Here is a 21,893-nt window from a genome sequence, read left to right as displayed (position 1 = left end):
CCGGGGAGAACCTCCCCGCGCTTGCCGCCCGCCGGTCGGCGTGCGGCCTGGTCGTCACCCGGGGCACCCCGCCGCGAGAGGAGGGTTGCCGGCCAGCAAACCGGGGTTTCGCGCTGGCACTCATGACCTGCGTCCAGGATGTGCGCGGCGGCACTCCGTGTCAACCCGTGGTCAGGGCAGTCCGCATGGTGGACGCTCTCTCGCGACGTCGCGGCCCACGGTCACTGCACGCCGAGGGCCGCCGGACTCACGCGCTGTAAAATTTCGAGATTTTGGGAAGGCCATAATTTGAATTCTCGAGTACCTTGAGGGCTAGCAGGTTCTCCTCCTCCTGCTTTAGCCAATCCCTGACCACCGTGCGTGCCTCATTTGACGCGAGCGCGCAGAACGCGAGGATTCGCCGGCTTAGAGGTTGATGACAGTGGGGCATCGAAGCGCGGGCTGCACCGCGCAATTTGTCGGGGTCCCAGCAGGCTAAGCGGTGAGCGGCCATGGCGAGCAGTGGGGCCGATGTCGCCGGTTCGCTTACCAGCGACTCCACGAGTTCGATCATGTTCTTTCGCGGCCTAATGTTAGGCGAAATCATTCGCAGGTAGTGTGCTGTAGACCACTCGAAAGCAGCCCATTCGGACCTCGAATGTTCCACGAGCCAATCCTGCAAGCTCGCCTGAACAAAGTTCTCTCTGAATAGCGGACCAAGGATGTCCGCACCGTGCGGCATCTCGACGCATGCATCAAGCATATCAATCACACGGTAGCTGGAGCCATGCTTTAGCATGCGATTAGCCGCAAACTTGAGGCTCGTCCTTCCCGCGACGGCTGGCTCCTCAAATAGACGATCCACGAGTTCCTCGAGTGGCCCCTCATCCGCCTTCGAATCGAGCGCCTCATCGATTGCACTGTGTTCGATCTGCATCGCGCGCTCCCAAACCTCTGGACCTTCCAGGAGCCTTGTCTTTGCGCTGTTTGCATGGAGTCCCAACGACCGCGCCGTGGACTGCAATTCGAGTTGGGCCGACCGCATCGACGCTCCGTCATCCCCGAAAAGCCAAATGTCATCCATCCAGCGCGTCCAACTTGTTCGCGGGTTCGCCCCCTTCGTTCCGCGCACGACAAGTTCCATGATGCTTGAGGAGTGGCCCTCAAGCACATCGTCCAACGACGACACGTACATGTTGGCCAGAACAGCAGATGCGAAAGAACGTTGCGGTATGCCCGTTCGATGGGCATTCCTATCGAATCCCTCTAGCATACCGAGGAGTCGGCCAGTGGCCTTTCCCTTCTTGGCAATCTGCTCTATCCGCTCCTGGAGGAGTTGCACAGGGATGCTCGCGAAAAAAGAGACAATGTCGGAGACGAGGGCCACGTCGAACTGATATGCAGCAGACTCGAGGTGTGAACGATAAACATCCCACTGGAGCGAGTTTTTCGAGTAAACTCCCCGCTCTGGATCGGCTGGAGGAAGCCTCCATCCGTAGACGTTCCTGGGGAGAGCGCCGATCGCCTCAACGCTAATACGGTCCACAAGCGCCTGGTATGCGAGCCGGTCCAGGATGTCCAAGACCACCGCCGGCCTAACTCCCCAATTCTCCTTTGGCACGTCGATCAGTGTCAGCTTGCGCGAGCCAGAGCCATCGAGATAGGTGTGTAGTTCGCCTCGACCGACCTTCTGCAGAAACTCCAGCTCGGGCCAATTCCATGGGTCTCGGTACCAATCTTCTACGAACTCGACCCGAAGGTTCGATGCTGCGCGGTCGACGTCGAGAGCTCGTTCCCATTGCACGGCTGGCACCGGGCGAGACTCGCACCAGCGCTTCCAATGCGCAACCCTCTCGGATGCGTTTCACCCTCCGACTATTGCTGGTTCGAAGCATCCGGCACACCGTGGGTCCCACTCAGCGCTGAGACGGGCGTTCCGCGCGTCGGACGCGTGGCGTACGATCCGAGCCAACCATCCGGAGCGGCCGAGTGACGTGGCACGTCGACGCCGCAGCAACCCCCCGGACCGCCTCGGCGGCCGGGCGCAGGGTGCTACTGCCACGATCGATGGAGGAGGACTCTCATGAGCGACCAGTCCCAGCAGGCGTCGGCAGCGGGGTCGGCGCTGCCCGACGCACGACCCGCCGTCGGCTACGCCGGCGACCTCACCCCGCAGCAGGCGTGGGACCTGCTCGCGCACGACGAGCGCGCCGTGCTCGTGGACGTCCGCACCGAAGGCGAGTGGCGCACCATCGGCGTGCCCGACGCCACGGACCTCGGCCGCGACGTCGTGTTCGACGAGTGGGTCACCCCGGCGGGCCCCAACCCGCGGTTCCTGGACCAGCTCGTCGAGGCGGGCCTGACGCCCGGCGACGAGCGTCCCGTCGTGTTCCTGTGCCGCTCGGGCCAGCGGTCGATCGGCGCGGCGCGCGCGGCCACGGCCGCCGGGCTCGGGCCGTCGTACAACGTGCTCGAGGGCTTCGAGGGCGCCCAGGGGTTCTCGGGCCTGCGGGACGTCGAGGGCTGGAAGGTCCGCGGGCTGCCCACCACGACGTTCGACGAGGCCGCCCGGTGAGCGCGGCCGTGCCCGGGAGCGTGCCCGGCGGCTCCGGCCGCAAGCCCCTGCCCGCGAGCGCCCGCCCCGCGACGCTCGCCGTGCGCGGCGGTCACGCGCGCACCGAGTTCCAGGAGACGTCCGAGGCGCTGTTCCTCACCCAGGGCTACACCTACGACCGCGCGGCGGACGCCGAGGCCGCGTTCCAGGGAGAGCTCGACCGGTTCGTCTACTCGCGGTACGGCAACCCGACCGTGCACACGTTCGAGGAGCGCCTGCGCCTCCTGGAGGGCGCGGAGGCCTGCTACGCGACGGCGTCCGGCATGTCCGCCGTGTTCACGGCGCTCGCGGCGCTGGTGCGGTCCGGGTCGCGCATCGTCGCGGCGCGCGCGCTCTTCGGGTCGAGCCTCGTCATCTTCGACGAGATCTTCGCGAAGTGGGGCGTGCGGACGGACTACGTCGACGGCCACGTGCTGTCGCAGTGGGAGGAGGCGCTGTCCACCCCCGCGGACGTCGTGTTCTTCGAGACGCCGTCCAACCCCATGCAGGACATCGTCGACGCGCGGCGCGTGAGCGAGCTCGCGCACGCCGCGGGCGCGGTCGTCGTGCTCGACAACGTGTTCGCGACGCCGCTGCTCCAGAAGCCGCTCGAGCTCGGGGCCGACGTCGTCGTGTACTCGGCGACCAAGCACATCGACGGGCAGGGCCGCGTGCTCGGCGGCGCGATCCTCGGGACCGAGGAGTACGTCACCGGCCCGGTGCAGACGTTCATCCGCAACACCGGGCCGTCGCTCTCGGCGTTCAACGCGTGGGTGCTGCTCAAGGGCCTCGAGACGCTCCCCGTGCGCGTCGCCGCGCAGAACGCCGCCGCGGCGCAGGTCGCGGAGGCGCTCGAGCAGCTCCCCGGGATCGGCCGCGTGCGGTACCCGTTCCTCGCGTCGCACCCGCAGCGTGAGCTCGCGCGGTCGCAGCAGAGCGGCGGCGGGACGGTCGTGACGTTCGACCTCGCCGTGCCCGAGGGCACCGACCCCGAGACGGCGAAGAAGCGCGCGTTCACGTTCCTCGACGCGCTCCAGGTCGTCGACATCTCGAACAACCTCGGCGACGCGAAGTCCCTCGTCACGCACCCGGCCACGACGACCCACCGCAAGCTCGGCCCCGAGGGCCGCGCCGCCGTCGGGATCGCGGAGACGACCGTCCGCCTGTCGGTGGGCCTGGAGGACCCGCAAGACATCATCGAGGACGTCGCCCAGGCCCTGAACTCCTGACCCCCCGCCTCCCGCCGAACAGGTGGGCAGCGGGGGCCTGGTCGGCAGCGGGGCTTCCCGGAATCGGGTGGACCGAGCGTGCCGTGCCTTCGTAGCGTCGTCGGGTGCCCGACGCGATCTTCGACGACCCCCGGCTCGCCGCCCTCTACGACCCGCTCGACCCGGACCGGTCCGACCTCGACACCTACGTCGCGATCGTCGACGAGCTCGGCGCGCGCCGTGTGCTCGACGTCGGGTGCGGCACCGGGACGTTCGCGTGCCTGCTCGCGCAGCGCGGCGTCGAGGTGGTCGGCGTCGACCCGGCGGGTGCGTCGCTCGACGTCGCGCGCACGAAGCCGGGCGCCGAGCGCGTGCGCTGGCTGCACGGCGACGCGACGACGCTGCCCCCGATCGAGGTCGACCTCGCGACGATGACGGCGAACGTCGCGCAGGTGTTCCTCACCGACGACGCGTGGGCCGCGACGCTGCGGGGCGTCCACGACGCGCTCGTGCCCGGCGGGTGGCTGGTGCTCGAGACGCGCGTCCCCGCCCGCCGGGCCTGGGAGGGGTGGGTCCGCGAGGCGACGACCACGCGCGTGGACGTGCCCGACGTCGGCCCGGTCGAGTCCTGGACCGACCTCACCGACGTGTCGCTCCCCTTCGTGTCCTTCCACGACACGACCGTGCTGCCCGACGGCACCACGCTCCACTCCGACTCGACGCTGCGCTTCCGGGAGCGCGACGAGGTCGAGACGTCGCTCGTGGCGTGCGGGTTCGAGGTCGTGGACGTCCGGGACGCGCCCGACCGCCCGGGTCGCGAGTGGGTGTTCGTCGCACGGCGCGGCTGAGAGGAAGTCGACCAGTTCCCACGCGGGTGCCACGTGCTCGGCCGCAGGCGCCCGGAACCTGTGGACGGCGGTTCGACGGTGTGGGTCGCACCTCGTAGATTCCTCGTAGCGCATGGCGACCGGCCGGCGCGTGACCACGCCACCACACCGACAGGGGTCCTCTTGCTGCACGTGCACCGCTCCGAGCGTGCCGAGGCCCTCGTGGCGCCGCTCGCCGCCGTGCTCGCGGAGGTCCCGACGGACCCGTTCACGCCGGACGTGGTCGCGGTCCCGACGCGCGGGGTGGAGCGGTGGCTCGCGCAGCGGCTCTCGCACCACCTGGGCGCGGGCGAGACGGCGGGGATCTGCGCGAACGTGGACTTCCGGGGCCCGCGGCGGCTCGTCGAGCAGGTCGTGGCCGACCTCACGGACCTCGACCCGGACGACGACCCGTGGCGCCCCGAGCGACTCGCGTGGTCGGTGCTCGAGGTGCTCGACGCGCACCTCGCCGAGCCGTGGGCGGCGCCGCTCGCGCGCTACGTCGGCGACCCGGGCGACGAGGTGCGGCGGGGCCGGCGGCTCACGCTCGCGCGGCGGCTCGCGGACCTCCTGGTCGACTACGCCCGCCAGCGGCCCGAGGTCGTGCTCGCGTGGTCGGCCGCGTCACCGGTGACAGGGACCGCCGTCGCGCCGGACGACCTCGCGTGGCAGCCCGAGCTGTGGCGCCGCCTGGTGGAGCGCGTCCCGGCGACGGACCCGGCGCGGCGCGTGAGGGCGGCGGTCGCGGCGCTGCGCGCGGACCCGACGGCCGTCGACCTGCCGCCGCGGTTGTCCGTGTTCGGACCCACACGTCTGCCCGAGGACGAGCTCCGGGTCCTGCGCGCGCTCGCCGAGCACCGCGACGTCCACCTGTGGCTCGTGCACCCCTCGCCGGCGCTGTGGACGACGGTCGCCGCGTCCGACGGCGGCCCGGCTGCGGGCGGCGCGGACCCGGGCACGGACCGCACCGGCGCGCCCGTCCGGCGTCGCGCGGACCTTCCGACGTTCGCGCGGCACCCGTTCCTCGCGTCCACCGGCCGGGACACGGTCGAGCTGCAGCTCCGGCTCGCCGCGGGCGAGACGCACGAGGCCCACCACGAGGCCGCGCCCCCGCCGCCGACCCTGCTCGGCGCGCTGCAGTCCGCGCTGCGGGCCGACGAACCGGACGGCGCCCACGTGCTGGACCCGACGGACCGCTCCGTGCAGGTGCTCGCGTGCCACGGGCGCGCCCGGCAGGTCGAGGTGCTGCGTGAGACGCTCGTCGGCCTGTTCTCCGCCGACCCGACGCTCCAGGCGCGCGACGTCATCGTGCTGTGCCCCGACGTCGAGACGTTCGCGCCGCTCGTCACCGCGACGTTCGGCGCCGTCCCCGAGCTCGGCGACGACGCGCACCCCGGCCAGCGGCTGCGGGTCAGCCTCGCGGACCGCGGCGCCGGGACCACCAACCCGGTGCTCGCGCTGCTCGCCACGCTGCTGCGCCTCGCCGACGGCCGCGTCACCGCGTCCGAGGTGCTCGACCTCGCGGCGAGCGGGCCGGTCCGCCGCCGGTTCCGCTTCTCCGACGACGACGTCGACCGCCTGCGGCAGTGGGCCGTCGAGGCGGGGGTGCACTGGGGCGAGGACGGCGAGCGTCGCGCCCGCTTCGGGATCGACGAGCACGTGCGGCAGGGCACGTGGGACGCGGCGCTCGACCGCATCCTGCTCGGCGCGGCGATGGCCGACGAGGACGCGCGGTTCGTCGGGCCCGCGCTCCCGCTGGACGACGTCGGCTCGACGGACGTGGACCTCGCGGGCCGGCTCGCGGAGCTCGTCGCGCGGCTCACGGAGATCCTGCGCGGTCTCGACGGCGTACACCCGCTCGCGCACTGGCTCGACACCCTCGACCGCGCGCTGACGCTCCTGGCGGAGGCACCGCCGACGGAGGCGTGGCAGATCGGCTCCGCGCGCCGCGTGCTCGGCGACGTCCGGGCGGCGGGTGCGGCGGACGGCGGGGTCGCGCTGCGGCTCGCGGACGTGCGGGCGCTGCTCGACGACCGCCTCGCCGGGCGCCCGACGCGCGCCGGGTTCCGCACGGGCGCGCTCACCGTGTGCTCGCTCGAGCCGATGCGCTCCGTGCCGCACCGGGTCGTGTGCCTCCTCGGGCTCGACGACGGCGTGTTCCCCCGCACCGCCGCGCCCGCGGGCGACGACCTGCTCGCCCGGCACCCCGAGATCGGCGAGCGCGACGCGCGCAGCGAGGACCGGCAGATCTTCCTCGACGCCGTCGCCGCGGCGGGCGACCACCTCGTCGTCGTGCACACCGGTGCCGACGAGCGCACCGGGGCGCCGCGCCCGCCCGCCGTCCCCGTGGCGGAGCTGCTCGACGCGCTGGACCGGGTGGCCACCACGGCCGACGGGCGCCCCGCGCGCGAGCACGTCGTCGTGCAGCACCCGCTCCAGACGGTCGACGAGCGGAACTTCACGCCGGGCGCGCTCGGCGTCCCGGGGCCGTTCAGCCACGACGACGCCGCGTTCGCCGGAGCCCGCCAGGCGCGCGAGAAGCGCGAGCCGGTCGGGGCGCTCGTCGGCGCACCGCTCTCGCTGCCGACCGGTGCCGCCGTCGGCCCGGCGGAAGCGCAGGGGTCGCCCACGGCGGCGGGGGGTCGCGCCGACGTCGAGCTCGACGACCTGGTCCGCCTGCTCGAGAACGCACCCCGCTGGTTCGCGCAGCACACGCTCGACGTAGGTCTCGTGCTGGAGGAGGAGGACGTCGAGGACCGGCTGCCCCTCTCCCTCACGGGGCTCGCAGGCTGGGGCGTGGGCGACCGCGTGCTGCGGGCCGCTCTCGCGGGCGTCGACCCGAACCGCGCGATGCAGGCCGAGTGGCGCCGTGGCCAGGTCCCGCCGCGCGAGCTCGGCCGGTCGGCGCTCCAGGAGGTCGTCCGGGCCGTGGGACCGCTCCGGGTCGCGTCCGTCGAGGCCGCGCGCGAGGCCGACGTCGCGGCCGGTCGTCCCGTGAGCCAGGACGTGCTGAGCTCGGCCGAGACGGTCGACGTTCGAGCCACCCTCCCGGGCGGGGGCACGCTCGTCGGCAGCGTCCCGGGCGTGCACGGCGCCCGCGTGGTGCGCACGGAGTACTCGCGGCTCGGGCCGAAGCACCGGCTGCGCGCCTGGGTGCAGGCGCTCGCGCTGCGCGTGAGCGACCCGGACCGTCCGTGGGACGCCGTCGCGATCGGCCGGTCACCCCGCGGCCCGGGTGTCGCGTGGTCGACGCTCACGCCGCCCGACCGCGACACGGCGGCCGCCGTGCTGGCCGACCTCGTGGCCCTGCGCGACGAGGCCGCCCGCGAGCCCCTGCCGCTGCTCCCCGAGGTCGCGCTGCGCTACGCCGAGGAGCGCCGCACCACCGACGCTCGCGACGCCCTGATGCGCGCCGGGTGGGCGTGGAACAAGGGCTTCGAGCGCAAGGACCCGTACGTCGTGCTCGCGTGGGGCCAGGACCCGGCGCTGCCCGACCTCGCGGGCCACGCGACGACGGCCGACCTGGGTCGCTTCCCCGACGACCCGACCCGCCTCGGCGCGCTCGCGCGCCGGGTGTGGGACCCCCTGCTGGAGCACGAGCTGCGAGGTGCGCGATGAGCGGCCCGACGTCCGCACCGGTCACGCCCGCCGCAGCGTCCGGACCCACCGCACCTGGGTCCGCGGCGCCCGGGTCGGCGGTGCCCGGATCTTCCGCGGGGAGCCCGCGGCGCTTCGACCCGTTCGGCGACCTGCCGCGCGGGACGGTCGTGCTCGAGGCGAGCGCCGGGACGGGCAAGACGCACACCATCGCGACCCTCACGACGCGCTACGTCGCCGAGGGCGTCGCGGCGCTCCCGGAGATCATGCTCGTGACGTTCGGCCGGGCCGCGACGTCGGAGCTGCGCGACCGCGTGCGCGAGCGCCTCGTCGCGACCGAGCGCGCGCTGCGCGGCCCCGAGCCGGCGCACAGCACCGACGAGCTCGTCGCGTTCCTCGCCGCCGTCGACGCCGACGAGCTCGCCCGCCGTCGCGAGCGCCTGCGTGTCGCGCTGTCCCAGCTCGACGCCGCGACCATCACGACCACGCACGGCTTCTGCCAGCAGATGCTCACCGCGCTCGGGACCGCGGCCGACGTCGACCTCGCGACGAGCTTCCTGCCCGACGTGGCCGACCTCGTCGAGGAGGTCACGGACGACCTGTACGTGCGGCGGTTCGCCGACCAGAGCGAACCGATCCTCTCGCCGCGCGACGTGCGCGAGGTCGCCCGCGCGGCGGTGAGCGACCACGGGGCGGTGGTCGCGCCGTCGGACGCGGCCGAGGGCTCGGTCGCCGCGGCGCGGTACGAGGTCGCCGGCGCCGCGCGCCGGGAGGTGGAGGCGCGCAAGCGCGCGATGCACCTGCTCGACTACGACGACCTCCTCGTCCTGCTGCGCCGCGCGCTCACGGACCCGGAGCACGGCGAGACCGCGACGCAGCGCGTCCGGTCGAGGTTCCGCGTCGTCATGGTGGACGAGTTCCAGGACACCGACCCCGAGCAGTGGGCGATCCTGCGCACCGCGTTCCACGGGCGGTCCGACGAGCACAGCGCGCTCGTCCTCATCGGGGACCCCAAGCAGGCGATCTACGCGTTCCGCGGCGCGGACGTCGTGACGTACCTGCAGGCCGTCGAGGACGCGACGGACACCGCGACGCTCAGCACGAGCTGGCGCAGCGACGGCCCGCTCCTCGCGGGCCTGCACGCGCTGCTCGGCGAGACGGCGCTCGGCGACCCGCGCATCGTCGTGCGCCCGGTCGACGCGGCGCACCCCGAGGCGCGGTTCTCCGGCGGCGCGCCGGTGCGGCTGCGGCAGGTGACGCGCCGCGCGTACCGGCTGGGCGCGTCGTCGGCGCCGTCGGCCCCGGACGCGCGCGGCCTGCTCGCGAAGGACGTCGCGGCCGACGTCGCGGGCCGCCTCGGCACCGCGTCCGGCGGGGGCGACCGCGTGCGCGACGACAGCGGCGGCACGGCGGGCGGCGCGGCGCGCTGGCGCCCGCTCGAGCCGCGCGACGTCGCCGTGCTGACGCGCACGAACGCGCAGGCCGAGGCGGTGCGCTCGGCGCTCGTCGCGCTGGGCGTGCCGGCGGTCGTGTCGGGGCCGTCGAGCGTGTTCGGGTCGGCCGCGGCGCAGGACTGGCTCACGCTCCTCGCGGCGCTGGAGCAGCCGGGCCTCCACCGGCGCGCGACGGCGCTCGCCCTCACGCCGTTCGTCGGCTGGGACGCACAGCGTCTCGCGACCGCAGGCGACGCGGACCACGACGAGCTCGGCGACACGGTCCGGGCCTGGGCGCGCCTGCTCACCGACCGGGGCGTGGCCGCGGTCGCGGAGGTGGCCGCACGGCGTGGCGCCACCGCGCGCGTCATGGCACGGGCCGACGGCGAGCGCTACCTCACCGACCTGCGCCACGTCACGCAGGCGCTGCACGAGGCCGCGACGACGGAGGGTCTCGGCACGGCCGCGCTCACCGCGTGGCTCCGGACCCGGATCGCGGAGGTCGGGTCGGTCTTCACCGACGAGCGCACCCGCCGTCTCGAGACCGACGCCGCCGCCGTGCAGGTCGTCACCGTGCACGCCGCGAAGGGCCTCGAGTTCGGCGTCGTCTACGTCCCGTTCGGGTGGGAGCGGTTCGAGCCCGACGACCAGGAGCTGTTCGCGTTCCACGACGACCACGGGCAGCGCGTGCTGCACCTCGGCGGGGTCGGCTCCCCCGGGTTCGTGGACGCCAAGGGGCGCTGGCGCGACGAGGAGCTGGGCGAGGACCTGCGCCTGCTGTACGTGGCGCTCACCCGGGCGCGGCACCAGGTCGTCGTGCACTGGACGCCCACCAAGCGCAGCACGGGATCAGGACCGCTCACGCGCCTCCTGCTCGCCGACCGGATGCTCGGCGGCGAGCCCGGGCGGCACGCGCGGCCCGACGCGATGCGCGACGACGCCGTCCGGTCCGCGTTCGAGGCCGTCGCGGCGCGGTCGGGAGGGACGGTCGTCGTCGAGCAGGTCGACGCCCGGGCGAAGGGCGAGCGCTGGTCGCCCGGCACCCGGGCGGGCACGGACCTCGCGCTCGCGACCGCCGTCCACCTCCCGGACCGCGACTGGCGGCGCGCCTCGTACTCGGCGCTGACCGCGGCCGCGCACCACGGCCCGGTCGGCGGGATCGAGAGCGAGCCGGAGGACCCGGGCGTGCAGGACGAGCCGGAGGAGACCACGGACGACGACACCGCCGCGCCGGCGTCCTCGACCCCGGCCCCACGTCCCGGCGCGGACGTGCCGTCCCCGTACGAGGGACAGCCGGGCGGCACCGCGTTCGGCACGCTCGTGCACGAGATCCTCGAGTACGTCGACACCGCGGCCGACGACCTCGACGCCGAGGTGCGCGCCCGCTGCGCGCAGGCGGCGACGGTCCGGGTGCCGGGCGTCGAGCCCGTCGCGCTCGCGACCGCGCTCGGCCTGTCGCTGCGCACGCCGCTCGGACCGATCGCGGGCGGGCTCACGCTCGCCGACGTCGACCCGCGCGACCGGCTGCCCGAGCTCGAGTTCGAGCTCCCGCTCGCCGGGGGCGACGAGACGGAGGGTGTGCGTCCCGCGACGCTGCGCGACCTCGCGGACGTCCTGCGGGCGCACCTGCCCGCCGACGACGCGTTCGCCCGCTACCCCGACCTGCTCGCAGCGCTGGCCGACGAGTCCGAGACCGGCACGGGCACCGGCGGCGTCCCGCTGCGCGGCTACCTCACGGGCTCGATCGACGCCGTGCTGCGCGTGCCCGCCCCGAGCCCCGACGGCGCTCCGGGCGGGGCTCCGGGCGGCCGCCGCCGGTACCTCGTCGTCGACTACAAAACGAACCGCGTCGGGCCGCCCGGGGTCCCGCTCACGGTGGGCGACTACCACCCCGACGCCACGCGCGACGCGATGCTCGCCTCGCACTACCCGCTGCAGCTCGTGCTCTACCTCGTCGCGCTCCACCGCTACCTGCGGTGGCGCGTGCGCGACTACGACCCGGACCGCGACCTCGCCGGCGGGGCGTACCTCTTCGTGCGCGGCATGGCGGGGCCGGACACGCCCCGCGGCCCCGACGACACCCCGTACGGCGTCGTCGCCTGGAGCCCGCCGCCCGGGCTCGTCGTCGCCCTGTCCGCCCTGCTCGACGGAGGTCGCGCATGACCACGGCCACCCCCGGGGCGGCGACCCGGCCCACCGCTGCTCCCGTCACGGTCGACGAGGGCGACCCCCGGCTCGCGGTCGGCGTGCCCGCCGGTCTCGCGCCGTTCAACGTCGCACGCGTCGTCTCGGCCGCCGACGTGCGCGTCGCGCTGCGGCTCGGCCGGCTCACGGGCGAGCACGACGACCGGGTGCTGCTCGCCGTCGCGCTCGCGGTCCGTGCCGTGCGCAGCGGCTCGGTGTGCGTGCGCCTGGACGACCTCGGCTCCCTCGAGCTGCCCGAGGACGAGGAGGCCGCCCGGACCGACGCCGCGGACCTGCCGTGGCCGGACCGCGCCGCGTGGGCCGACGCCGTCGCGCGCAGCCCGCTCGTCGCCGTCGGGGTCGACGGCGCACCCGACCGGCCCGCACGCTGGGTCGGGGGCGCGCTGTACCTCGACCGGTACTGGCGCGACGAGCTCGCGGTCCGGCACGACGTCGACGGCCGGCTCGCGGCGCCCGACCTCCCGGTCGACGCCGAGCGCCTCGACGCCGCGCTGGCGCGCCTCTTCCCCGCGGCGGAGGACACGCGCCAGCGGCTCGCCGCCGCGCACGCCGCCACCCGACGGCTCACCGTCCTCACGGGTGGCCCCGGCACGGGCAAGACGACGACGGTGGCGCGGCTGCTCGCCGTCCTGCACGACGCCGTCCCGCACGACCCTCCCCGCCCCGCGAGCGCGGTGGCACCCGCTCCGTCGCGCGCGGGGGCGAACGCCCCGACCGACCAGGGCACGGCCCTGCGCGTCGCGCTCGCCGCCCCGACGGGGAAGGCCGCCGCACGGCTCCAGGAGGCGGTGCGGGAGGTCGTCGCCGGGTTCGAGGACGCGGCGGACCGCGCGCGCGTCGGGACGCCCGTCGCGACGACGCTGCACCGCCTGCTCGGGTACCGGCCGGGCAGCAGCACGCGGTTCCGCCACGACGCGCACCACCACCTGCCGCACGACGTCGTCGTCGTCGACGAGACGTCGATGGTCGCGCTGCCGCTCATGGCGCGGCTGCTCGAGGCGCTGCGACCCGACGCGCGGCTCGTGCTCGTCGGGGACCCGGACCAGCTCGCCTCGGTGGAGGCCGGCGCCGTGCTCGGCGACCTCGTGCACCGCGAGCCCGTCACACCACCGGCCACCGCGCCGGTCGTGCTCGCGGCGGCCGAGACCGCGCTCGCCGACGCGCCGCCGCCGACCGACGGCGAGGTCGACGACCGGGCGGTGCTCGGCAACGGCGTCGTCCGGCTGCGCACCGTCCACCGTCAGGACCGCGACTCGGAGATCCTGCCGCTCGCCGCCGCGATCCGGGCCGAGGACGCGGAGGCGACGCTCGCCCTGCTGCGCGCAGGGCACGGGTCAGTGGAGTTCCTCGAGACGCCCGACGACGAGCCCGACGACGCGGTGCTGGCCGCGGTGCGCGCGGACGCCGTCGTGGCGGGAACCCTGCTCGTCGAGGCCGCCCGCGCCGGGGACGCCGGCGCCGCGCTCGACGCGCTCGCGCGGCACCGCGTCATGGTGGCGCACCGGCGCGGGCCCGCGGGGCGCGGCCGGTGGGCGGCGCAGGTCGAGGCGTGGGTCGAGGAGGCGACCGGCCACCACGCGACCGACTCCCCGTGGGTCGCCGGGCGGCCGCTGCTCGTCACGACGAACGACGCCGAGGTCGGCCTCTACAACGGCGACACCGGCGTGCTCGTCGCGGAGCCCTCGGGCGGGGTCGTCGCCGTGTTCGGGGACCCGCGCGCGCCCCTGCGCGTGCGCACCCACCGGCTGCCGCCCGTGGAGACCGTGCACGCGATGACGGTCCACCGCGCGCAGGGCAGCCAGTTCGACCGCGTCACGCTCGTCCTGCCGCCCGCGACCTCTCCCCTGCTCACGCGCGAGCTGCTGTACACGGCGGTGACGCGCGCGCAGTCGTTCGTGCGCGTCGTCGGCTCCGAGGACGCCGTGCGCACCGCGGTGACGAGCCCGGTCCACCGCGCGAGCGGGCTGCGGACCCCGCTGCCCGGCGGTCAGTCCTCGGCGCGCTCCGCCTGATCGCGCTCGCGCAGCTCCTTCAGCCTGCCCCAGGGCACGAGCACGATCCAGGCGACGGACGCGACGGCGGCGCCCATGATCATCGAGGGGACGTCCATGGCGACCATCCTGGCAGGCGTGCGCGGTCGCCCCGGGGAATGAGGCACGGGGGTGGCCGGTTGGCACCAGGGTGAGCACCCAGACCCCCCGCCTGTCCGTCCTCGACCTCGTGCCCGTCCGCTCGGGCCAGTCCAGCACCCAGGCGGTGCGAGCGTCGCTCGACCTCGTGCGCCTCGCCGACCGGCTCGGCTTCGAGCGCTACTGGTTCGCCGAGCACCACAACATGCCCGCGGTCGCGGCCTCGACCCCGCCCGTGATGATCGCCGCGGCGGCGTCGGTGACGGACCGGATCCGCGTCGGCTCGGGCGGCGTCATGCTGCCCAACCACGCGCCGCTCGTCGTGGCCGAGCAGTTCGCCGCGCTCGAGGCGATCGCCCCCGGGCGGGTCGACCTCGGCCTCGGCCGCGCACCCGGATCGGACCCGGTGGTCACCCAGCTCCTGCGCATCACCGGCCCGACGGCCGACGTCGACCGCTTCCCCCAGCACGTGACAGACATCCTCGCGCTCATGAGCCCGCAGGGCGCGACGCTGCGCCTCACGAGCGGGCAGGTCTACGACGTGCACGCGACGCCCGCCGCGGACGGCACCCCGACGGTCTGGCTGCTCGGGTCGAGCGACTACTCCGCGCGCCTCGCCGCCGAGCTGGGCCTGCCGTACGTGTTCGCGAACCACTTCTCGGGCCAGGGCGTCGACGAGATCCTCGCCCTCTACCGCGAGGGCTACCGCCCGAGCGAGGCCTTCCCCGAGCCCCGCACGTTCCTCACCCTCAACGCCGTCGTCGCGGAGACCGACGACGAGGCGCGCGCCCGGGCGCTCCCCCAGGCGCGCATGATGGCGCGCCTGCGCACCGGGCAGGCGCTCACCGCGCTGGAGACCGTCGAGGAGGCGCAGGCCGCGCCACTCGACGGCGCGGCCGGGCAGATGGTCGAGGACAGCCTGCGCCGCTGGGCCGTCGGGACGCCCGACGCCGCGGCGGCCGAGGTCCGTCGGCTCGCCGAGCGCCACGGCGTGGACGAGGTCATGGTCGTGCCCGTCGCCGCGTCCCGCACGGACGAGGCGCTCGACGCGACGCCGGGCCGCGCGCGCACGCTCGAGCTCCTCGCGGGAGAGCTCGCCGCCTGACCCGGAACCGCCGAGCACGAGCGTGCTGTCGCTGAGCGCCCCCTCACGACCGCAAGGTCGTGCTCGACACGGAGCGAGGTCGTGGTCGAGGTCGACGTGGTGGCAGGCGCATGGTGGCGTCGGTGGGAGGCGGTAGCGTCGCGCGCATGACCACGAAGTACGACGACGCGTCCTGGCACTTCGACGGCGAGGGCTACCCGCCCGAGGCCGGTCCCGAGGCGGGAGCGACGCACATCGGCATGTTCCTCGCGTGGGCGGCGCTCGCGGGGCACGTGTCCCCGGAGCTCGAGGAGGACTCCGAGGACGAGCTCGCCGCGCTGCGCGAGCGCACCACCACGCCGGGCGCGTTCGTGCACGAGTCGTGCGACGGCAAGCTCGTCGACGTCGACCTCGACGACGTCGGCGCCGCGTTCGCGAGCGCCTACTACGCGGGCGACGACGAGGACGAGGACGACGGCGGCCTGTACCTCGAGGACTACGTGGACGCCGTGAGCCCCGGCGACGGGGAGCCGGAGGACGTGTACCGCGTCCCGGACACGTGGGAGACGTACGAGCTCGTCGCGCCGCTGATCGACGCGCGGTTCTCCCAGTGGGACGACGAGGGCCGCCCCGCGGTCCTGCGGCACCGCGCGTGACATGAGCGTCCCGACGCCCGTCACGCGCCTCGCCGCCGTCCTGCGCGCGGACAACCCCGGCCCCATGACGCTCGACGGCACGCGGTCGTACGTGCTGCGCGCGCCGGGCTCGGCGTCGTGCGTCGTCGTGGACCCCGGGCCGGACGACGCGGCCCACCTCGACGCGCTCGCCGCCGCCGGGCCGGTCGAGCTCGTGCTCGTGACCCACCGCCACGCCGACCACACGGCCGGGTCCCCCGGGCTGCGCGCGCGCACCGGCGCCCCGGTGCGGGCGGCCGACCCGGACCACTGCCACGGCGGCGCGCCGCTGCGCGACGGCGAGGTGATCGAGGCCGCGGGTCTGCGGGTCGTGGTCCTCGCCACGCCCGGGCACACCGCCGACTCAGTCTGTCTCGTCCTGCCCGACGACGGCCCGGTCGCCCCGACCGACGACCCCACCCGCCGCACGGCGGACCCGGGCCTGGCGGGCTCCGGCACCGCGGGTTCCGGCACCGCGGGTTCCGGCACCGCGGCGCACGAGGGCGCGCGGACGCCGTCGGGCCCGACGGTCCTCACGGGCGACACGGTGCTCGGGACGGGGACGACGGTGATCGCGACGCCCGACGGGTCGCTCGGCGCCTACCTCGCGAGCCTCGACGCGCTCGAGGCCGTGGCGGGCACTCCGGGCCCGGCGACCGGCCTCCCCGGCCACGGACCGGTCGTCGACGACCTCGCGGCGCGCGTGCGCGCGTACCGGGAGCACCGCCACGAGCGTCTCGCCCAGGTGCGGGACGTGCTGACCACGCTCGGCCTGGCCCCGGACGCCCAGGACGCGTTCGACCAGGTGGTCGCGCGGGTCTATGCCGACGTCGACCCCGCGGTGCGAGGAGCCGCCCGGCAGTCCGTCGCCGCGCAGCTCGCGTTCCTCGCCGGCACCGGCACCGGCACCGGCACCGGCACCGGCACCGGCACCGGCACGATCGCCGACACCGGAGCGGGCGCAGCCGACGACACGCCCGGCACCCCGAGCCGCGACGGCTGACTGTCGGTGCCACGGTGCACGATGACGGGATGACGACACCACGGCTCGGTATCGCGTTCGTGCCCACCCACGCGCCGGAGAGCCTGCGGCGGCTCGCGACGACCGCGGAGGACGCCGGTCTCGACGACCTCTGGGTGTGGGAGGACTGCTTCAAGCAGTCGGGTCTCGCCTCGGCCGCCGCGGCCCTCGCGTGGACGGACCGCGTGCGCGTCGGCATCGGGCTCATGCCCGCCCCGCTGCGCAGCACGGCGATCACGGCGATGGAGGTGGCGACGCTCGCGCGGATGTTCCCCGGCCGACTCGTCGCGGGGGTCGGGCACGGCGTCCAGGAGTGGATGGGACAGGCGGGGGTGCGCGTCGCGTCTCCCCTGACGCTCCTGCGCGAGCACGCGACGGCGCTGCGCCGTCTGCTCGCGGGCGAGGAGGTCACGACGGACGGCCGGTACGTCACGCTCGACGCCGTCCGGCTCGACTGGCCTCCGACGGAGCCCGTCCCGCTGTGGCTGGGCGGGTCCGGACCGCGGACGCTCGCGCTGGCCGGCGAGCTCGGCGACGGCCTCATCCTCACGAACGCGCTGACCCCCGAGGACGTGCGGAGCGCGGCGGACGTCGCGCGCGAGGGCGGCGCGGGCCAGCGGTTCGACGTCCACGCGACGCTCATCGCCGCGACGGGACCGGACGCGCAGGCACGGCTCGACCGCGAGCTGCCGGTATGGGGCGCGGAGCCTGGTCGTGGCATCGGTGCCGCAGGCGACGCCCGGGCGGTCGCGGCGGGCGTCCTGGCTCTCGCGGAGGCGGGCGCGACGGCCGTGGCGGTCCAGCCGACCGCGGACGAGCCCGACGTCGAGGCGTTCGTGCGCTTCCTCGGGCACGAGGTCGCGCCGCTGCTCAGCTCCCGGTGACGCGCCCGGTGTCGCCTTCGCGGTCCGCGGCGCCGGGCCGCTGGCGCAGGCCGTGGACGAGGGCGACCACCGCGCAGACCAGCGCGACGGCGCCGACGGCGAGCGCGAGGCGGACGGGGAAGTCGGCGTAGAGGTCAGTCACCTCGCCGACCGGGAGGCCCCAGCCCGCCGCGGTCTCGCGCACTTCCGCCGCGAGCGCGCCGATCCGTCCGGGCACGCGCGTCACGGCTGCGGAGACCCACCCGAGCAGCTCGAGGACGACGGAGGCCACGGAGTGGGCGCCGGACGCGAGGGGGATCACCGGTCCACCCTAGCGGAACCGGACAGCGCGGTCATATGCGGCACGGCGGCGCATCGCCTCAGGTCAGCGGCTTGGCGAAGCACAGCGCGACGTGGTTGTCGCGGTCGTAGGGCGGGAAGTGCACGACGGCACGGAAGCCGAGCGAGCGGTAGAGCGCGATGGCGCCGGGCTGGCGGATGCCCGTCTCGAGCAAGAGCGTGGAGACCCCGCGCTCACGCGCCGCCGTCTCCAGCCCGTCGAGGAGCCGACGCGCGGTCCCCGTGCGGCGCGCGCTCTCGCGCACGAACACCTTCTTCACCTCGAGCGCGTCCTGCGGCGCGCCGGGCTCGGGCCGTCGCAGCGACGCGCACCCGAGCGCCGCGCCGTCCCGGTACGCCACGAGGGTCAGCACGACGTCCGTGCCCAGGCGCGTGTCGACGGCGTCGAAGCCCCCGGCGGAGTCGAGGCCACCGAAGAGCTCCGGGTACAGGACGGCCGACGACGTCTCGTGCATCTCGCGGCGCAGCGCGGTCGCGTCGGGGTCGTCCCACGGGACGGCACGGAGCTCGACGGCTCCGACGACCGGGCTGCCCTGCGCGGCGCCGATCTCCCGTCCGGCTCCCGGCGGTCCGGCGGTGTCCGGCGCGGCGGTCCGCGGTCCGGTGGCCTCCGGCGCGGCGGCGCGCGACGCGCGCAGGTCGAGCGCGAAGCAGCGCGAGAGCGGCTGCCCGGCGTAGTGGCCGTACGACTCGATCGGCACGTAGCCGAGCGAGAGGTAGAGGTCGACGGACTCTGGCTGGAGCGTTCCCGTCTCGAGCACGAGCCGGTCGAGGCCCGCCGCGACCGCGCGCTCGTGCAGCGCGCGCATCGCGGTGCGGGCGTGCCCGCGGCCCCGGTGGGCGGGCTCGACGTACAGGCGCTTCACCTCGCCGGTCCGCGCCGGGTGCGCGCCGCCGCGTCCGTCCGGCGTGCCGGAGACGTCGCGCAGCGCGACGAACGCGACCGGTTCGCCGTCGTCCCGGACCACGACGTTCGCGAGCGCCGCCTCGGGGGTGAACGTGCCGGCGTCGGGCTCGCCGTAGCGCACGGCGAGCTCCGCCTGCTGTCGCGACCGCAGCCGCTCGGCCGCGGCGTCGTCCGCCGGGACCGTCGCCACGGTGACGGCCCCGGTCCCGGGGCGCCCGACGCCGTCGGGCAGGACGCGCGGGAGCGTCACGCGCGGACGAGCGCGCCCAGGACCGACGTGAAGAACCCGAGGCCGTCGGTGCCGGCGCGCGGGCCGGCCGCGGCGGCAGGGCCGAAGCCGGGCTCGACGGCGTGCTCGGGGTGGGGCATGAGCCCGACGACGTTGCCCGCCGCGTTCGTGATGCCCGCGATGCCGCGGCGCGACCCGTTGGGGTTCCAGCCGTCGTAGCGGAAGACGACGCGCCCCTCGGCCTCGAGCTCGTCGAGCGTCCGCTCGTCGGCGACGAACTGCCCGTCCTGGTTCTTCAGCGGGATCGTGATGCGCTGGCCGGCCGTGTAGTCGCGCGTCCAGGCGGTGTCGGCGTTCTCGACCACGAGGACCTGCTCGCGGCACACGAAGTGCAGGTGGTCGTTCTTGACCATCGAGCCCGGGAGCAGGTGCGCCTCGGTGAGGATCTGGAAGCCGTTGCAGATGCCGAGCACGGGCATGCCGCCCTTCGCGGCGTCGACGACCGACTCCATGACCGGCGCGAAGCGGCTGATCGCGCCCGCGCGCAGGTAGTCGCCGTAGGAGAAGCCGCCGGGCAGGACGACCGCGTCCACGCCGTGCAGGTCGGCGTCCGCGTGCCAGAGCGACACGGCCTCGCCGCCCGCGAGGCGCACCGCGCGCGCGGCGTCGCGGTCGTCGAGCGTGCCGGGGAAGGTGACGACGCCGACCGTGGCCGTCGCGAGAGCCGCGGTGGACATCAGGCGAGACCCTGCGACGTGATCGTCGCGGCGGCGTCCGTCTCGATGTCCGCGACGCGCACGACGTCCTCGATGACGGGGTTCGACAGGAGCTTCACCGCGGCCTCCTCGGCAGCGGCGAGGACCTCCGGCGTCACGGGCCCCTCGACCTCGAGCTCGAACCGCTTGCCCTGGCGGACGGACGTGAACTGGGTGAAGCCGAGGCGCGGCAGCGCCCCGACGACGGCCTTGCCCTGCGGGTCCAGGATCTCGGGCTTGGGCATGACCTCGACGACGACGCGTCCCACGGGGGCTCCTTGGCGAGAGTGTTCGGGAGGGCCGGGGCTCCGGGATCCCGGCCACGTCACGGGCGTCGAGGACGCCCGGGAGGACGGGACGAGCGGGAGCCGACGGCGGGATTCCGCGCCCAGTCTAGCGGGCGTACGCACGCGTCCGGACGGGCGTCCGCACGGTGAGCGGGCGCGCTCAGCCGCCCGCGGTGCGACGGCGGTCCGGGGAGTCGACGGGGATGTTGCCGTCGAGCACGTGCTTGCGCCAGGCCCGGTCGACGTGGGACCGGCGGAACAGGAACCCGCTCACGAGCGCAGCCGCGCACCACAGGACGCCCATCCAGAGGTCCGGACGGGTGACGTCGTACGAGAACAGCGCATGGCCCAGGACGGGCCACCCGTAGAACACCGCCAGCGCGGTCCCCAGGCTGCCCAGGGTGACGCGCCAGGGGTACAGCGCCCCGTGGATGTCGTCGGCGACCCACCACCAGTACCGCGCGGGGAGCCGCAGGTCGAGCGACCGGTAGAGCAGCCAGCGCCCGAGCGGCGGGTGCTCGCGCCACCGCAGCGCCCACCCCGCGCGCACGAGGCCCCACGCCTCGCGCGCGCTGATGCCGCGGGGAGCGGCGCCGTCGTCCGGCTCGGGCGCCAGGTCGAGCAGCACGGCGAGCGCCTCCTCGGCGTGCTGGTCGCGCCAGCGCCGGGGGTAGGCGCGCAGCCAGAACCGCGCCGACCGCTCGTACCGGTCCGCGCCGCGCGACCCGCGCGCGGGGCGGCCGGGATGCGCGCCGTCGGCGCCGGCCCGTCGCCGGCTCACGCGCCGCTCCCCGCGAGCCCGTCGGCGGCACCTCGACCGGCACCTCGACCGGCACCGCGGGAGAGCGACCGGCGCGCGCGCTCGGCGAGCTCGGCGAGGCGGAGGGTCTCGGCGCGGGCGGCGCGGCGCCCGTCGTCGGTCGCGCGGTAGTAGCGACGCAGCCGGCCGTCGACGACCTCCTCGCCCGTCGGCTCGACGAGCCCGGCCGCGACGAGGCGGTCGAGGTTCCCGTAGAGGGTGCCCGCGCCGAGACGTGTGCGCCCGTCGGAGAGCTCGCGCACCGACCGGATGACGGCGTAGCCGTGGAGCGCCTCGCCGCTGAGGGCGAGGAGCACGAGGTACGCCTGCTCCGTCATCCGGAACGGGGCTGAGGAAACCATGCTCGATATATATCGCCCGACGACCTATGTGCGCAACCGCTCGACGCGTGTGTCAGAGGGTGCCGCTACTCTCGAACACGTGTTCGAGACGCACGCTCGGGCACGGTGCGAGGGCGGGGTCCTGCCCCTTCCCCGCCCTCGCACGAACCTGGCCCGACGACGCACGGAGGCTCACCATGGACGCACCGGCAGCACCCGTCCCGACGACCGAGCGCCGCCGCTCGCGGCCTGCGCCGGCGACCGTGGCGCGGGTCCTCGCGCGCGACGGGACGTGCGTCTTCCCGGGCTGTCGCGTGCCGGCGTTCCGCTGCGACCTCGACCACGTCGTCGCCCCGCGGCCGGGCTCAGGCACAGGCACAGGCACGGACGACGACGCGGGGTCCGCGCACGAGGCCGACAACCTCGTCGCGCTGTGCCGCCACCACCGGGTCGTCCGCGCGCGCGACGGCTGGCGCCCGGCGCTGCTCGCCGACGGGTCGGTCCGGTGGACCGCGCCGAGCGGCCACACCTACCTCCGGCCCGGCACCCTCCGGACCGCGTGA

19 protein-coding genes and 1 riboswitch are annotated in these 21,893 nt (G+C 75.2%); of the genes, 11 read left to right on the top strand and 8 right to left on the bottom strand.

The window, feature by feature from the left end; translation table 11 throughout:
• Positions 1 to 12: 12 nt before the first annotated feature.
• Positions 13 to 128, bottom strand: a riboswitch (SAM riboswitch).
• 119 nt (positions 129 to 247) lie between these two features.
• Positions 248 to 1,792 (bottom strand): RNA-directed DNA polymerase, encoded by a 1,545-nt coding sequence (locus tag AC3WT4_RS07985; protein ID WP_492315192.1) that lies wholly within the window; start codon positions 1,790 to 1,792, stop codon positions 248 to 250.
• Positions 1,793 to 2,062: 270 nt separating this feature from the next.
• Here AC3WT4_RS07985 and AC3WT4_RS07980 point away from each other — a divergent pair, with 270 nt between their 5' ends.
• From AC3WT4_RS07980 to recD, 6 genes are all read left to right on the top strand, one after another.
• Entirely contained in the window at positions 2,063 to 2,554 is a 492-nt protein-coding gene (locus tag AC3WT4_RS07980; RefSeq protein ID WP_083384979.1) for a rhodanese-like domain-containing protein, read from the top strand.
• Positions 2,551 to 3,801, top strand: a complete 1,251-nt coding sequence (locus AC3WT4_RS07975; RefSeq protein ID WP_492315191.1) for an O-succinylhomoserine sulfhydrylase — start codon at positions 2,551 to 2,553, stop codon at positions 3,799 to 3,801. Before AC3WT4_RS07980 ends, AC3WT4_RS07975 begins: the two co-directional genes overlap by 4 nt.
• Positions 3,802 to 3,905: 104 nt before the next feature.
• A complete protein-coding gene (locus tag AC3WT4_RS07970) occupies positions 3,906 to 4,628 on the top strand; it encodes a class I SAM-dependent methyltransferase (RefSeq protein WP_492315190.1) in 723 nt (240 codons plus the stop codon).
• A 171-nt stretch (positions 4,629 to 4,799) separates the two neighbouring features.
• Positions 4,800 to 8,264 carry an exodeoxyribonuclease V subunit gamma gene (gene recC / locus AC3WT4_RS07965; RefSeq protein ID WP_492315215.1) on the top strand — a complete coding sequence of 1,155 codons (3,465 nt, stop codon included), beginning with the start codon at positions 4,800 to 4,802 and terminating at the stop codon, positions 8,262 to 8,264.
• 80 nt (positions 8,265 to 8,344) lie between these two features.
• Positions 8,345 to 11,839: a UvrD-helicase domain-containing protein gene (locus AC3WT4_RS07960; protein WP_492315189.1), complete on the top strand. Its 3,495-nt coding sequence runs from the start codon at positions 8,345 to 8,347 to the stop codon at positions 11,837 to 11,839.
• On the top strand, positions 11,836 to 13,893 hold the full coding sequence (gene recD, locus AC3WT4_RS07955) for an exodeoxyribonuclease V subunit alpha (RefSeq protein WP_492315188.1): 2,058 nt from the start codon (positions 11,836 to 11,838) through the stop codon (positions 13,891 to 13,893). The genes AC3WT4_RS07960 and recD overlap by 4 nt, the downstream gene beginning before the upstream one ends.
• Here recD and AC3WT4_RS07950 read toward each other — a convergent pair.
• Positions 13,869 to 13,991 carry a hypothetical protein gene (locus AC3WT4_RS07950; RefSeq protein ID WP_255434672.1) on the bottom strand — a complete coding sequence of 41 codons (123 nt, stop codon included), beginning with the start codon at positions 13,989 to 13,991 and terminating at the stop codon, positions 13,869 to 13,871. The genes recD and AC3WT4_RS07950 overlap by 25 nt on opposite strands.
• A gap of 71 nt (positions 13,992 to 14,062) precedes the next feature.
• On the opposite strand from AC3WT4_RS07950, the gene AC3WT4_RS07945 reads away from it, so the two are divergent.
• From AC3WT4_RS07945 to AC3WT4_RS07930, 4 genes are all read left to right on the top strand, one after another.
• Positions 14,063 to 15,115 (top strand): LLM class flavin-dependent oxidoreductase, encoded by a 1,053-nt coding sequence (locus tag AC3WT4_RS07945; protein ID WP_108050107.1) that lies wholly within the window; start codon positions 14,063 to 14,065, stop codon positions 15,113 to 15,115.
• Between the two features lie 146 nt (positions 15,116 to 15,261).
• A complete protein-coding gene (locus AC3WT4_RS07940; RefSeq protein ID WP_074805849.1) occupies positions 15,262 to 15,750 on the top strand; it encodes a DUF7832 domain-containing protein in 489 nt (162 codons plus the stop codon).
• Between the two features lies 1 nt (position 15,751).
• A complete protein-coding gene (locus AC3WT4_RS07935; protein ID WP_492315187.1) occupies positions 15,752 to 16,771 on the top strand; it encodes an MBL fold metallo-hydrolase in 1,020 nt (339 codons plus the stop codon).
• A gap of 29 nt (positions 16,772 to 16,800) precedes the next feature.
• On the top strand, positions 16,801 to 17,673 hold the full coding sequence (locus tag AC3WT4_RS07930; RefSeq protein WP_492315186.1) for an LLM class flavin-dependent oxidoreductase: 873 nt from the start codon (positions 16,801 to 16,803) through the stop codon (positions 17,671 to 17,673).
• Here AC3WT4_RS07930 and AC3WT4_RS07925 read toward each other — a convergent pair.
• The 6 genes from AC3WT4_RS07925 to AC3WT4_RS07900 form a co-directional block, all read right to left on the bottom strand.
• On the bottom strand, positions 17,660 to 17,974 hold the full coding sequence (locus tag AC3WT4_RS07925) for a hypothetical protein (protein WP_108050101.1): 315 nt from the start codon (positions 17,972 to 17,974) through the stop codon (positions 17,660 to 17,662). The genes AC3WT4_RS07930 and AC3WT4_RS07925 overlap by 14 nt on opposite strands.
• A 58-nt stretch (positions 17,975 to 18,032) precedes the next feature.
• Positions 18,033 to 19,169, bottom strand: a complete 1,137-nt coding sequence (locus AC3WT4_RS07920; protein ID WP_492315185.1) for a GNAT family N-acetyltransferase — start codon at positions 19,167 to 19,169, stop codon at positions 18,033 to 18,035.
• Positions 19,166 to 19,885: a phosphoribosylformylglycinamidine synthase subunit PurQ gene (purQ, locus tag AC3WT4_RS07915; protein ID WP_074805369.1), complete on the bottom strand. Its 720-nt coding sequence runs from the start codon at positions 19,883 to 19,885 to the stop codon at positions 19,166 to 19,168. Before purQ ends, AC3WT4_RS07920 begins: the two co-directional genes overlap by 4 nt.
• A complete protein-coding gene (gene purS / locus AC3WT4_RS07910) occupies positions 19,885 to 20,172 on the bottom strand; it encodes a phosphoribosylformylglycinamidine synthase subunit PurS (RefSeq protein WP_021483374.1) in 288 nt (95 codons plus the stop codon). The genes purQ and purS overlap by 1 nt, the downstream gene beginning before the upstream one ends.
• Before the next feature lie 178 nt (positions 20,173 to 20,350).
• Positions 20,351 to 20,971, bottom strand: coding sequence for a hypothetical protein (locus tag AC3WT4_RS07905; protein WP_492315184.1), 621 nt, complete (start codon positions 20,969 to 20,971; stop codon positions 20,351 to 20,353).
• Positions 20,968 to 21,351: a PadR family transcriptional regulator gene (locus AC3WT4_RS07900; RefSeq protein WP_286186270.1), complete on the bottom strand. Its 384-nt coding sequence runs from the start codon at positions 21,349 to 21,351 to the stop codon at positions 20,968 to 20,970. Before AC3WT4_RS07900 ends, AC3WT4_RS07905 begins: the two co-directional genes overlap by 4 nt.
• 176 nt (positions 21,352 to 21,527) lie before the next feature.
• On the opposite strand from AC3WT4_RS07900, the gene AC3WT4_RS07895 reads away from it, so the two are divergent.
• Positions 21,528 to 21,893, top strand: a complete 366-nt coding sequence (locus AC3WT4_RS07895; protein ID WP_492315183.1) for an HNH endonuclease — start codon at positions 21,528 to 21,530, stop codon at positions 21,891 to 21,893.

Source organism: Cellulosimicrobium sp. EB106-03-01-XG111 (assembly GCF_058792115.1).
The sequence above is the reverse complement of the archived record's forward strand: the minus strand, read 5'-3'. Positions and strand labels throughout refer to the sequence as shown.

What these genes read in the sequence shown, in the direction of transcription:
- AC3WT4_RS07980 (WP_083384979.1), top strand. Translation starts at nt 2,063, where the DNA reads ATGAGCGACCAGTCCCAGCAGGCGTCGGCAGCGGGGTCGGCGCTGCCC.
- recD (WP_492315188.1), top strand. Translation starts at nt 11,836, where the DNA reads ATGACCACGGCCACCCCCGGGGCGGCGACCCGGCCCACCGCTGCTCCC.
- AC3WT4_RS07950 (WP_255434672.1), bottom strand. Translation starts at nt 13,991, where the DNA reads ATGGACGTCCCCTCGATGATCATGGGCGCCGCCGTCGCGTCCGTCGCC.
- AC3WT4_RS07940 (WP_074805849.1), top strand. Translation starts at nt 15,262, where the DNA reads ATGACCACGAAGTACGACGACGCGTCCTGGCACTTCGACGGCGAGGGC.
- AC3WT4_RS07935 (WP_492315187.1), top strand. Translation starts at nt 15,752, where the DNA reads ATGAGCGTCCCGACGCCCGTCACGCGCCTCGCCGCCGTCCTGCGCGCG.
- AC3WT4_RS07930 (WP_492315186.1), top strand. Translation starts at nt 16,801, where the DNA reads ATGACGACACCACGGCTCGGTATCGCGTTCGTGCCCACCCACGCGCCG.
- purQ (WP_074805369.1), bottom strand. Translation starts at nt 19,885, where the DNA reads ATGTCCACCGCGGCTCTCGCGACGGCCACGGTCGGCGTCGTCACCTTC.
- AC3WT4_RS07900 (WP_286186270.1), bottom strand. Translation starts at nt 21,351, where the DNA reads ATGGTTTCCTCAGCCCCGTTCCGGATGACGGAGCAGGCGTACCTCGTG.
- AC3WT4_RS07895 (WP_492315183.1), top strand. Translation starts at nt 21,528, where the DNA reads ATGGACGCACCGGCAGCACCCGTCCCGACGACCGAGCGCCGCCGCTCG.